10 protein-coding genes are annotated in these 12243 nt (G+C 53.0%); 5 read left to right on the top strand and 5 right to left on the bottom strand.

The features are described from left to right. Positions 1 to 105: 105 nt before the first annotated feature. The 3 genes from RRF56_RS06690 to RRF56_RS06680 all read right to left on the bottom strand — a co-directional run bounded on the left by RRF56_RS06690 (position 106) and on the right by RRF56_RS06680 (position 3841). Entirely contained in the window at positions 106 to 1113 is a 1008-nt protein-coding gene (locus tag RRF56_RS06690; protein ID WP_317036860.1) for a chemotaxis protein CheW, read from the bottom strand. Between the two features lie 361 nt (positions 1114 to 1474). After that, positions 1475 to 2998 carry a CheR family methyltransferase gene (locus RRF56_RS06685; protein WP_317036859.1) on the bottom strand — a complete coding sequence of 508 codons (1524 nt, stop codon included), beginning with the start codon at positions 2996 to 2998 and terminating at the stop codon, positions 1475 to 1477. A 3-nt stretch (positions 2999 to 3001) separates the two neighbouring features. Further along, positions 3002 to 3841 (bottom strand): pentapeptide repeat-containing protein, encoded by an 840-nt coding sequence (locus RRF56_RS06680; protein ID WP_317036858.1) that lies wholly within the window; start codon positions 3839 to 3841, stop codon positions 3002 to 3004. Positions 3842 to 4750: 909 nt separating this feature from the next. On the opposite strand from RRF56_RS06680, the gene RRF56_RS06675 reads away from it, so the two are divergent. The 4 genes from RRF56_RS06675 (at position 4751) to RRF56_RS06660 (ending at position 10346) form a co-directional block, all read left to right on the top strand. Continuing rightward, complete coding sequence (locus tag RRF56_RS06675; protein ID WP_317036857.1) at positions 4751 to 8155, top strand: PAS domain-containing protein; 3405 nt, start codon at positions 4751 to 4753, stop codon at positions 8153 to 8155. 6 nt (positions 8156 to 8161) lie between these two features. After that, on the top strand, positions 8162 to 8284 hold the full coding sequence (locus RRF56_RS06670) for a hypothetical protein (protein ID WP_317036856.1): 123 nt from the start codon (positions 8162 to 8164) through the stop codon (positions 8282 to 8284). Positions 8285 to 8529: 245 nt separating this feature from the next. Continuing rightward, a complete protein-coding gene (locus RRF56_RS06665; protein ID WP_317036855.1) occupies positions 8530 to 10074 on the top strand; it encodes an ABC transporter ATP-binding protein in 1545 nt (514 codons plus the stop codon). Further along, positions 10020 to 10346 carry an ATP-binding cassette domain-containing protein gene (locus RRF56_RS06660; protein WP_317036854.1) on the top strand — a complete coding sequence of 109 codons (327 nt, stop codon included), beginning with the start codon at positions 10020 to 10022 and terminating at the stop codon, positions 10344 to 10346. Before RRF56_RS06665 ends, RRF56_RS06660 begins: the two co-directional genes overlap by 55 nt. 47 nt (positions 10347 to 10393) lie before the next feature. Here RRF56_RS06660 and RRF56_RS06655 read toward each other — a convergent pair whose 3' ends face one another. Beyond that, a complete protein-coding gene (locus RRF56_RS06655; RefSeq protein ID WP_317036853.1) occupies positions 10394 to 10651 on the bottom strand; it encodes a MoaD/ThiS family protein in 258 nt (85 codons plus the stop codon). Positions 10652 to 10690: 39 nt separating this feature from the next. After that, a complete protein-coding gene (locus tag RRF56_RS06650; RefSeq protein ID WP_317036852.1) occupies positions 10691 to 11101 on the bottom strand; it encodes a hypothetical protein in 411 nt (136 codons plus the stop codon). A gap of 161 nt (positions 11102 to 11262) precedes the next feature. Between RRF56_RS06650 and RRF56_RS06645 the strand changes: the two genes are divergently transcribed. Further along, the gene (locus RRF56_RS06645) at positions 11263 to 12237 is read left to right on the top strand and encodes a DUF4349 domain-containing protein (RefSeq protein ID WP_317036851.1); all 975 of its coding nucleotides are present in this window, start codon (positions 11263 to 11265) and stop codon (positions 12235 to 12237) included. Positions 12238 to 12243 lie beyond the last annotated feature (6 nt).

Below are 12243 nucleotides of genomic sequence, written 5' to 3'. Positions count from 1 at the left end.
TTCCAAAAGCCACGATTTTCCACAGGATGTCTCTTTGTAGGATGGGAAATTCGGAAGGATTTAGCCGGAGAAGTCATTGGTTTGAAGTTCATGTTTTATCTCTTATCAACTGGCTTGATCGACCACAAGTTCGCCCTGAGTCAACAACTTGGGCAGATCTAAAATGCTGATCAGCCTGTCGTCAAAGCGGGTCACTCCTCTGAGGTAAGGGTTGTCAGCAGAGTGAAGGGCTGTAGGCATGGCTGTAATCTCTGAAGCTTGTAGATAGACCACATCAAAGACATCGTCAACGATTACTCCTGCCACCAGCGACCCTAACCGCATGACCACAGCTTTTTGAGGGTTGGGGCCAGTACTGGTACGTAGATTAAAAAAGCGCCGCACATCTACCAGGGTTAAAATTTCGCCGCGCAAATTCATGTTGCCCACAATATGCGGCGGGCAACAGGGGATGGGGGTAATGTGGGGTACCTCAGTAAACTCGTGTACCGTCTTTAATTCCAGGGCAAAGTGCTCCCCTTCTAAGCTCACTACCGCCAACGCTGAACCGTCTGAGGCATTCTCCTCAATCACTCGCTGCGCTAAACCAGCGGCTCGAGCTTGCAGCACCTGCTGATCGGCGGCGCAAAACTGGGCCATAAATCGGTTGCCGCCGCCCTGGGCAACCGTCTGGGGTCGGTTCAGCGAGCGCTGCTCCAGGGCATCAGGATTGAGCAGGACAATGATGGTGTCGTGGTGTTGGGCTACTCCAACGGTGAGGGACTGCTCTGTATGAGCTAAATAAGGGGTTTCTAGGGCCGTAGACCTTTGGCTAGCGGCGATCGCTGTCACGCTTTGAATATCGTCTACTACCAGTCCCAGTCGCTGGCTGCCGCATTTTGCTAAAATCACGGCCTGGCTGAGCGTGTTGGGCCGTGAAGCGTAGCCCAAATGAACCCCAAGATTAAGCACCGTCAATAGCTGACCGCGCAAATTTAGCACCCCAGCTACTTCTGGCCCTGCTTCAGGGACTGAGACTAGGGCCGGTAGCAAGAAAATTTCCTCTACCCGTTCAGCGGCCAAACCATAGATGTTGTCACCGAGGGTAAACAATAGGTAAGCGGTGTCGTTCATAACAGATTACCCGTAGGCAAATGTGGCAGTGTAGACCGGCCTAATTGGCTCCGCTGCAGGTCTAAAAAAGCGATCGCCCTTAGCATTCCCGCCAGATCCTAATCAGCAGCAATCTTAAATAAAATACTTCAGCATAGAGGGGCTTATAGGGTTCTCGATTGAGTGAGGTACCCAATTGATGAGTCCTATATCCCCCCAGTTCCTGGCTGTCTAAGTTTCACTCCGTACCCCCCTTTGTAAGGGGGGCAGGGGGGATCTTCGCGATATACTTCACCCGAGTGAAATCCGCTATATATGAGGGGTTTATATCTTTAACGAGTGATGTCCTGCTTTCAGATTAGCTGGGTGTTAAGATAGCTTCCTATTTTCTTCCTAGATGCTCTTGCCACTGGGAAATGGTAATAGGGCTATGATCGTCTAGAACTGCGTCGGGTGGCAGTTTGGCTAGCAAGGTAAGACCTTGATTTCGCATTTTTTGAGCTTTATCAATTTGATTTTCTCGTTCATAAATGCTTGCTAAACCCAGGTAAGCATTGACAAAGCTACTGTCTAGGTAAATAATTTTTTGCAGATGTTTCTTGGCAGTGGCTAGATCATTTTGATCTTCGGCAATTTGAGCCAGCAAATAAATCATGTCAATCCTCAAGGGATGACGACTAAGTACCTGATGGCAAACCCGCTGGGCCTGGTCGTAACGACCGGTATTGGCGTAGGCCTGAGCCGCAATTTTGCCAGCGACATCGCATTGGGGATACTGCGAGAGTAGCTCTTCAGTCTGCTGAATAGCTCTGGCGTAGGATTTTTGCCTAAGGGAAGTTTTAGCTTCTTGCAGGGCTTGTTGAAGGGTGTTGTCTCCCGAGAGGGGGGAGACAACCTGCTCAGAGACCGTTGTGGGCTGACGGAGGCTAGCGGGACTGGGTCGGTGGGGGCTGGCACACTGGGGCAAATCTGCTGGAGCAGGTTTGGGTAGTGAGGGGCGCGGCCCAATCTGCTTTTTGTAAACCAGCGACTCGGGGAAAATAGTCACTTGGAAGTGGCTGGTATCTTGACGGTAGAGTTCATTGTGGCCAGTTATCAGGTAGCCCTGAGATCCTAGTGCCCCATAGAAGGTTTGCAAAATTTGGCCAATAGCCGTGCTGTCTAGGTAAATGAACACGTTACGACAGAGGATCAAATCCAGATCGGCCAAAGGAGATAAGGGAGAGCATAGCCCGTCGAGCAAATTACCCCACTGAAAAACCACCCGCTGACGCAGGCGATCGCAAATTTGATACCCCTGTGGCTGAACTTGAAAGTATTGCTGCTGAATTGGGGTTGGTGTCTGACGAAATGACCAGGCCCCGTAGAGCCCTTGACGAGCACTGTTGACCGCTATCTGGCTAATGTCAGTACCTATGAGCAGGGCATCCCATTGATCCCAATCAAAATGAAGTTCATCTAGGGCGATCGCGAGCGAATACAGTTCTTCCCCTGTAGAGCAACCAGCACTCCAGATCCGCAATCGAGGCTTAGGTGTCAGCTTCCCTTTAGCCTGGTCGAGTTTGCAACTAATAATTTCAGGCAATAAGTGCTCTGTCAACAGTCTGAATTGATTGCTATCTCGAAAGAAATAGCTCTCATTAATGGTTAGTAGGGAGTATAGAGTTTGCCACTCAGATGGTGAAGTATGCTGATCTAAAACACAAGCTACTTGAGCTAATCTGTTGTCAATGCGTGCTAACTCTTGAAGTAAGTAATTATGATAAGCAACTAAGGATTTCAGTCCTAGATGATTAGCCCGTTGCCAAAGCTTTTCTAATAGCGAGGCATAGTCCTGTTCACGAATAGAGATACCAGACTGATGGCTGATCAGACGGACAATGCGTTTGAGAACGGGGTCTTCCATGGATCAGTTTAAAGCGCTGGAGTCAATTGTGATAGCGTCTCGATCGTGGCCAGGATGGGTCAAAATGAGTTGACCTAAATTGACGCGCCACAGATTTGTCTTTTTAAAGTTAGCCCCTGCTAGCTGAGCATAGTCTAGGCAGGCCTCAGACAAATTGGCTCGAAACAGGTTGGCATTTTCTAAGGAGGCATTGCTCAAGTCAGCTAATCGCAGCACCGCTTCGCGCAGGTCTGCTTCCGTTAAATCGGCACCAGTGAGCACCGCCCGAAATAAATTAGTGCCCACACAACTAGCCCGTCGGAGGTTAGCCTTAGCCATGTTGGCTCCCATCATGCTGGCACAGCTTAAATTGGCTTGACACAGATTGGCATTACACAGGTTAGAGTAGTAAAAGGTTGTTCTGACTAAGTTGGCTGACTGCAAAATAGCCTCTCGCATGTCAACTTCGTAAAAATTAGACTCGCCTAGGTCGGCATCTGTCAATAGTGTTTCTTGCATATCTGCCTTGTAAAAATGTGAATGCCGCAGATTGGCGCTGGATAAATTAGCTGTATATAAATTAGTTTTATAGAAGTCAACCATACTCAGATTGGCGCTGCTTAGGTCGGCCATGCATAGGTCACAACGGTACAACGTTGACGACTCAAAGTTAGCTCTGGTGAATACGCTTTCTCTTAGGTTGGCTTCGTAGAAGTTGGCGTGGCGAAAGTCAACAGCCGACAGATTTAGCTTGCCAAGATCTGCACCTTGAAAATCAGGTTTAATGCTTGGGTGCTGAATTCGCCATGCATTCCAAGTCTCAACTCCTTTGTAGAGAATATTCAGGTGTTCAGTATTGGCCATTAAGCAGGACTCCCTAAGCGCTATATGGCGACATCTCAGCTAGATGGCCATAGATAAGGTGACGATTTGAAAAGAGACTTTGGGCATGGAATCGGTTGACAGAAAATCAAAATTATGGGTATTGATCAACTCCTTTACTCAGGGTTGTGGCCCCATCTACCGCAACTGGCCCGTACTAAATTTTCCCTTTATAGAGCCTTTGTTAACGCTTGTTCACGGAGTTACGTATTTTCCTCAGGGCTGTAGGAAGTTGGGGCTGACTACGGTTTGAGCCAAGGCGGTACCTCGCTGGGTTGACGGTCACGGCTGCATTGCTACCGCTCTTTTGGAATGAATTCCCCTAGGTCAGTCAGTGCCTCTTCGGACATCCCTTTGCTGACTCAGTGGAGATACCCAGACAGCCAGTCTCATGCACTAGCCCCAGGGGGATCGCGCTTGTCGGTGACAGTGCGACTGGTCTGGGTGGCGATAGTTAACCTAGACCAACTGGCCTTAGCTCTGATTTTATTGATTTGTTGCAATTCTTTTGTAATGAAAACAATAATTAAACCTATGTTTTAGTTGGGTGTTTTAAACCGCTCAGGGCATTCTGAAAATGGTTTGCTACAAGCGGTTAGGCCCTATCTGAGTCCTATGGGGGCTGCAAATTTTCTACAATAAAATCTCTACAATGAAAACTCTGTAGGCTAAGTATGGCTGTCGCCTGCTAGTTTGCGAGCCTGCACATTTCATCACGTATGCAGTACAACGATGACACCATCCAATGGGTTAAACTTCCTAAGCAATGGGGGAGAAACTGGGTCTCTCATTCGGGCGTTTAACTGGGCAGAGACCCCTCTGGGGCCAATCGAAACCTGGTCGCAGAGTCTTAGCGTTGCTCTTCAAATTTTGCTGTCTTCCAGATTTCCCATGCAGATTTTATGGGGGTCTGACTACATTCAGTTCTATAACGATGCCTACATCCCGATCGCGGGCAGCAAGCATCCTCAAGGGTTAGGGCAACGGGCTGAGGAGTGCTGGCAGGAGATCTGGGATTTCTCTGGAGCACTGCTGGATCAGGTGATGGCGACTGGGGAAGCGACTTGGTCAGAGGATCAGCCCCTGGTCTTGAACCGCAATGGTGAGGCGGAAGAGGGCTACTTTACCTTCTCCTACACGCCGATCTGGGATGAGTTGGGTCAGGTGGGGGGCATCTTTATTGCGGTTAATGAGACGACCCAAAAAATCTTAGGCGAGCGGCGGGAGCGGGCCTTGAGGGCTAAAGCTCAGATTGCTGCCGCAAACTTAGAGAACGTTTTAACCAGCATCAGTGATGAGTTTATGATGTTTGACTCCCACTGGCGCTTTACCTACGTTAACGATCGCGCTGTGGCCTCCCTGCAAAGGCCTCGGCAAGATTTGCTGGAGCAGTCTATTTGGGCGGTGTTTCCAGAGGCGATCGCTACGCCGTTTTATCGGGGCTTGCATGAGGCCGTGGCGGCGCAAACGGCCACCACCTTTGAGCTGTTTTGCGCCGATAAAGGGCGCTGGTTTGAAAACCGGGTGTACCCCTTTGAAAATGGGGTGTCGCTGCTGCGGGTTGACATTACCGATCGCAAACATTTGGAGCAGGCTCTCCAGCAGTCCCAGGAGCAACTAAATGATCTGCTCAATACGGCCCCCGCTTCGATCGCCCGTGGCCGCTTCTTTGCTGACCGTACCTACAGTCTTGACTATCGCTCGGTGGGCTGTGAGGTGCTGACGGGCTACTCCCTAGAGGAGATTACGCCCGATCTTTGGGAAATGTGCACCTTTGCCGAAGATCAAGCCGCGATCGCTGACGCCATGTTTAATGCGGTGTTTGAGCAACGGCCCGTTACGGTGGAGTATCGCTTTCGGCATAAAGATGGCTCCGTACGCTGGGTTTCAGACAGCCTGACCTCGCGCCGCGATCAGGCTCAAAACTGCTGGATTGTGACTATGGTGGGCATAGACATCACCGCCCGCAAACAGGCAGAAGATGCCCTGCGCTACAGCGAAGCTCACCTGGCGATGGCTCAGCGGGTGGCTCAGTTTGGCAGTTGGGAGTTTTACCCCACTAGTCAGCAGAGCGTTTGGTCGAAGGCGATGTTTGACCAATTTGGCTTTGACCCCGCCCAAACTGAACCCAGCTACAGCGAACTCATGCAGCGGGTCCATGCTGACGACCGGCCCCTGCTTGAGCACTATGTAGACCAGGCTGTACTTAAAAAGCAGCCCTACGCCTTTGATTTACGGGTGCTATTGCCCAATGGGGCAATCCGCTATTTACATTCTCGCTGTGAGCCGATGGTTGACGCTCAAGGCCAGGTGGTCAAGCTCATGGGCACCTGTTTGGATATCACGCAGCGCAAGCAGACTGAAGTCATTTTGCAGGAGAGTAAAGAGCGGTTACAGGTCGCTTTGCAGGGGGCTGACTGTGGCACCTGGGACTATGACTTGATTAGTCAAGCGCTGATCTGGTCTGATCGATGCAAAGTGATGTTCGGCATTGATCTCGATACAGAGATGAGTTTTGAGGTGTTTGCCCAGGCCCTTCACCCCGACGATCGCGATCGCGTCCAGCAGGCAGTGGTGGCCGCGATCGCTGACCACCGAGATTACGACATTGAAATGCGTACCCTTTGGCCCGATGGTACCGGGCGATGGGTGCGCTCTATTGGGCGAGTGTATGAGGACGGCCACGGGCAACCCTACCGCATGGCGGGAGTGGCGTTAGATATTTCTGCTCTCAAACAGGCCGAGATTGCCCTGCGCGAGAGTGAAGAGCGCTATCGGTTTTTGGCTGAGGCCATGCCTCAAATGGTGTGGATGGCCGATCGCAGCGGCGTTCAATACTGGAACCAACGCTGGTATGACTACACAGGTATTTCAAAAGATGCTGCGGTTGGGGTGGGCGGCACTCAGCTGGTACATCCTGAGGAACAGGAACGCACCCTGGAACTGTGGCAGCAGGCCATAGACCAGGGCAAAGGATTTGAAATTGAGCAGCGCATTCGCCGTTACGACGGCGTGTATCGCTGGTTTATTAACCGTGGTTTGCCGGTGCAAGACAGCAGCGGCGAAATCACCCGCTGGGTGGGTACGATCACGGATGTAGACGACAAAAAACAGCTCGAAAATGAGCGCGCCCGCCTCCTCGATCAAGAGCGTGTGGCCCGTGAAGCCGCCGAAAATGCCAACCAAATCAAGGACGAATTTTTAGCCATTCTCTCCCACGAACTGCGATCGCCCCTCAACCCAATTTTGGGCTGGGCAAAGCTGCTGCGCACCACCAAACTTACTGCGGCCAAGACTGAACAGGCTCTCGAAACCATTGAGCGCAATGCCCGATTGCAAGCCCAACTCATTGATGACCTGCTGGATGTATCCCGTATTTTGCGCGGCAAGCTGGTGCTCAACCATTTGCCTACTACTCTCAATGGCGTTATTCAAGCGGCACTAGAAACCGTCTATTCCCTGGTCGAAACTAAAGGCATCGACCTTCAGATTCAGCTAGATTCAGCTCCTGTTAGAGTCTATGGCGATGCTAACCGGCTTCAACAAGTGGTGTGGAACCTGTTGTCTAACGCGGTAAAGTTTACCCCTTCTGGAGGGCGGGTAACGGTGCAGTTAGACTGCTTAGGCTCCTGGGCTCATATTCGGGTAAGCGACACTGGTAAGGGTATTGATCTTGACTTTTTGCCCCATGTGTTCGATCGCTTCAGACAGGCCGACAGCACCACCACCCGAGACTTTGGCGGGCTGGGGTTGGGGCTGGCGATCGCCCATCAAATTGTCGAATTGCACCACGGTACCATTCAGGTTGAGAGTCCAGGCGAGGGCCAAGGGGCCACCTTTACGGTGCGGTTGCCGGTGACCTCAACGGCAGTAGCTTCATTAAAGCAGGGGACTCATTCAACCCACATCACTGACCTTCACAACGTTCACGTGATGGTGGTTGAAGACAATGGCGATAGTCGTCATTTAATTACAGCGACGCTGCAACAGTTTGGGGCCAAGGTCACAGCCCTACCCTCGGCCAATGATGCGATCGCGGCGCTTTCCCACATTCAGCCCGACATCTTGGTTAGTGACATTGGCATGCCCGGCATGGACGGCTACATGCTGATGCAAAAAGTTCGTGCTATGGGCCACACCCATCAAATTCCGGCTATTGCGTTGACCTCTTATACCACCGCCACCGATCAAGAAAAAATGATTTTAGCGGGCTTTCAAAAACATCTGCCCAAACCGATGGATCTAGCCCAGCTAGTCGAGGCAGTTTCATCGCTCGTGCACCCCCGGCCTGAGTAACTGACGATGAAATCTGAGAAACCTGAGCTTTGCAGCGGCAAACTGGCAACATGGAAAGATGATCGCGGCTTTGGGTTTATTCGGCCCGATGCCGGTGGCCAAGATGTCTTTTTCCCTAAGAACGTTTAAGCGTTCGAACGTTTCTAAAGTTTCTAGATGTCCTAACCCAGGTGACTACGGCTATGCCTAGCTGAGCAAGGGCATGCTGCAGAGCACCCCCAACACCTCGCTGGTGACCTGGTTAGCCAGCCTAAAGCAAAGGGCTGAACCAATTAGTTAACCCAATCTGCTAATCACAAGGGCCTTGCAGAATCCATAATCCTGTGTTGTAGTATGTATACTACAACGTACTCGATCGCAGGACGGTTACCGTCATGGCTTCCTTTCATCACGTTATTCGCTACTACAGCCGCTACCGCCGAGCGGCCGTCTTTAGCATTGCCGCCAGCAGTCTGTTTCAGATTGTCGATTTAGCGGTGCCCTACTGCATTGGGCAAATTCTCAACGTCCTTTCAAACCAGTCGGTTGACCCCCTTAGTCAAGGAATTATCAATCGGGTGGGTGCCGCCGTGGGCTACCCAGCCGGGGCGGGTCTAGCTATTGCCCTTTTTCTGTTCGTTATCTTTGTCGTTACTGTAGTACGCGCCCCCATTCAGCCCTGGCTAGGCACCTGGTTTCACTGGGATATTGCCCTGCGTACCCGACGCGATCACTCGCTATCGGTGGCGCGCAAACTGCTTACCCTGCCCCTAGGCTTCTACGACGAAAATAACCCTGGTCGGATTTCTGGCCGAGTGGCGCGGGGGCTGTCTAACCACACCTGGACCTATCCTGAAATTGCCGGTCAGCTGATCCCTCAACTGTTTCGCATTACCGGTATCTTTCTGCTGATTGCCTGGATCGACTGGCGGATTGCTCTAGCCTTCTTGGTGTCGTTTATCTTGATTTTGAGCTTTAGCTGTAAAGATCTAATTCGTCTCAACCAGAAAGAGCAAATCCTTGACAGCCACATCGAAAACACTGAAAGTCGTACCTCGGAGATTATCACCAACATTAAAACCGTGAAGGCCTTTGCCACCGAAACCCAAGAGCTACAGCGGCAGCAGCAACGCCTGGAACGAGAGTTCACGATGGTGCTTCACGTTATTCACAAGGGCTACGTCATTCTGTCCACCTGGCAGAATTTCATCATCCAGAGCTGCGTGTTCGGCGTTTTGGTGATGACGCTGCTGGCCACCCTGCAGGGACACATCTCGCTAGGGCACTTTGTCACCACCCTGACGGTGTCGAGTATGGCCTACTCCGAGCTAGAACCGATTAGCAACTTGGCGGAAATTTTTGCCCGCCGCTACGCCTCCATGCTGCACTTCCACGAATTTATGGAAGAGCCCCTGGGCACCGACGTGGTAAACCTGACCGACGCCCCCGAGAGCCTGCCCACCTATCAGTTCACCGGCAAGGTGCACTTCGACCAGGTGAGCTTTGGCTACGATGACCAAAAGCCCGTGCTGCAAGCCATCGATCTGCTGATCGAGCCCTACCAAACGGTAGCGCTGGTGGGCCGCTCCGGTTCGGGCAAATCGACTCTGGTGAAACTGCTGTTTCGCTACTTCGACCCCCACGGCGGCCGCATTCTGATCGATGGCGAAGACATTCGCCGGTTAGATGTGACGGGTTACCGGAAGCGGCTGGCGATCGTGCACCAAGAGGTGGACGTGTTTAACGGCACCCTGCTTGACAACCTCAAGTACGGCAACCCCACCGCTACTATGGAGCAGGTCAACGAAGCCTGCCGCATCGCTCGGGTAGATGAGTTCATTCATCGACTGCCCAAGGGCTATTACACGGTGGTGGGTGAACGGGGGTGCGGCTCTCGGGTGGTCAGCGGCAGCGACTGGGCATTGCCCGCGCCTTGCTAGTCAACCCCGATGTGCTGGTGTTTGACGAGGCCACCTCTAGCCTCGACTACGAGTCGGAGCGATCGATCCAGCTGGCCATGCGCTCGATTCTCGGCACGCGCACCACGATTATCATTGCCCACCGGCTCAGCACGGTGCGGGAGGCCGACAAGATTGTGGTGCTGGATGAGGGCCGCATTGCCGAAGTGGGTAACCACGAGGAGCTGCTGGCCCACGGCGGTATCTACCACCGCCTGCACGTGCTGCAAGAAACCGGCGAATTGGTGAGCTAAGCAAAGCCCCTGGGTGAATTCGTCATCTTAGGGCAATTGTACTAGCGCTAGCCGCCGCTCACCGGAGGAATCAGCACCACCTCGTCGCCGTCCTGGAGCGGAGTATCGTCGGCGACAAACTGGAGGTTGAGGCCCAAGCGGGTGCGATCGCGCCACGGTTCTAGTGTTGGATGCTCAGCCAGAGCGCGATCGCGCACATTGCCCACCGTTGCCCCAGCGGGAAACTGCCACTGTGCCTCAGGACTGCCGTAGGCCTCCTGGTAAATGGCAAAGAGTTTGACGGTGACGGTAATCGGGTCTGACACTGAGGCGATCGCTCCTATCTCTTGATGTTCTTCGCGGTCCTACTGGGCGACATCTATCCCAACCAGCCGAGATACCACCGTTTGAATCGCTGGCGCAAGCGCCTGAAGTACCGGCGACAAAATTACCACACTCCCTGCCGTAATGATGATGGTACGCGCCGTGGTCAAGTTATCCCGCTGAAACTGGAAGAAACGCTCATCCCAGCGCTCTACCTCCGACTTCAGCTCCTGACGACTCTGCTCTAGTTTGTCATTCAGCTCTTGACGACTCTGCTCTAGTTTGTCATTCAGCTCTTGACGGCTCTGCTCTAGTTTGTCATTCAGCTCTTGACGGCTCTGCTCTAGTTTGTCATTCAGCTCTTGACGGCTCTGTCCCAAGTCGCTTCTCAGCGCAATAATTTGCTCAACAACGTCGGTCAGAGTGGGTTCTCGATCAGGGGTTGTGGTCATAAGCACTCCTATGGTTCCAATTCTAGGCCAAAGCCTTCCTGGCGCACAGAGAACGCGATCGCCTAGCGTTCCCAGCTCGGTTTCAGTATTGGTAACGTCCCATAGAGCCCTGCTGTGCTCGGGCCATAGTAAAACCATCCGAGTTTGGCTGAGGCAACCCCATGACCCGCTCTGCATTCCCCCGACTGTGTACCCATCGTGTTGCCCTGTTAGCGATCGTCCTGGGGGCGACCCTGGTTGGTGGCTGTGCCGAGGTACCTGAAATTGTGTTCAGACAAGAGGCCCTGTCTACGGAGGCTGATATGGCGCTGGGTGGGGCTGCGCCCACAGCTGAAAATCAGGCGATCGCTCCAGCAGCAGAACCGGGAGCTGCGGATATGGCGAAACGGAGCGGCATGCCTGAGCCAACCCCGAGCGATATTGGCCAGCCTACGCCTCAGCTGGTCAAGCAGGCCAGCTTGGTGCTGGTGCTCACCGATATCGATACAGCCGTTACTCAGGTACAGACCATCATTCAGCAGGCTCAGGGCGATGTGCTAAGCCTGCAAGATCATCGTTCTCCCGAGGGCACCGCCCAGCAGGTTTCGCTAACGCTGCGGGTGCCCCAGGCGGAGCTAGACTCGGTGCTAGAAGCCCTGAGGCCGTTAGGAACGGTGCAGCAGCAGTCGTTGACCGCAGAAGACGTCTCCAGTCAGCTGGTCGATCTGGAGGCGCGGTTGAAGAATCTGCGCCAGGCTGAGGCGGCCCTGCTAGAAATCATGGCGCGATCGGGGGAAATTTCCCACGTGCTGGAGGTGGCGCGGGAACTCAGCACCGTGCGCGAGGGTATTGAGCGAATGGCGGCTCAGCAGCAAAATCTCCGGCGTCAAGTCGCCTTCTCCCAAATTGACCTGACCCTGCAAAGCCCTGTTACCTCAGTGCCACCGTTGCGGCCCGTGGGCGAAACCCTTGGCAACACCTGGAAATCGGCTACCCAGTCGGTCAAAACATTCACCGTTAGCGGTCTAAAGCTAGGGCTGTGGCTGCTAGCCTTTAGCCCCTACTGGGTGCTGCTGGCGGCGCTTGGCTACGGCGGCTATCGGCTTTGGCAGAGTCATTCGCAGCCGCCTGCGACTGCGGAAGCTGACAACAGCTAAGCGCTC

It is taken from the genome of Nodosilinea sp. E11, assembly GCF_032813545.1.
Classification (GTDB): domain Bacteria; phylum Cyanobacteriota; class Cyanobacteriia; order Phormidesmidales; family Phormidesmidaceae; genus Nodosilinea.
The sequence above is the reverse complement of the archived record's forward strand: the minus strand, read 5'-3'. Positions and strand labels throughout refer to the sequence as shown.

What these genes read in the sequence shown, in the direction of transcription:
- RRF56_RS06685 (WP_317036859.1), bottom strand. Translation starts at nt 2,998, where the DNA reads ATGGAAGACCCCGTTCTCAAACGCATTGTCCGTCTGATCAGCCATCAG.
- RRF56_RS06650 (WP_317036852.1), bottom strand. Translation starts at nt 11,101, where the DNA reads ATGACCACAACCCCTGATCGAGAACCCACTCTGACCGACGTTGTTGAG.
- RRF56_RS06680 (WP_317036858.1), bottom strand. Translation starts at nt 3,841, where the DNA reads ATGGCCAATACTGAACACCTGAATATTCTCTACAAAGGAGTTGAGACT.
- RRF56_RS06665 (WP_317036855.1), top strand. Translation starts at nt 8,530, where the DNA reads ATGGCTTCCTTTCATCACGTTATTCGCTACTACAGCCGCTACCGCCGA.
- RRF56_RS06690 (WP_317036860.1), bottom strand. Translation starts at nt 1,113, where the DNA reads ATGAACGACACCGCTTACCTATTGTTTACCCTCGGTGACAACATCTAT.
- RRF56_RS06675 (WP_317036857.1), top strand. Translation starts at nt 4,751, where the DNA reads ATGCAGATTTTATGGGGGTCTGACTACATTCAGTTCTATAACGATGCC.
- RRF56_RS06645 (WP_317036851.1), top strand. Translation starts at nt 11,263, where the DNA reads ATGACCCGCTCTGCATTCCCCCGACTGTGTACCCATCGTGTTGCCCTG.
- RRF56_RS06670 (WP_317036856.1), top strand. Translation starts at nt 8,162, where the DNA reads ATGAAATCTGAGAAACCTGAGCTTTGCAGCGGCAAACTGGCAACATGG.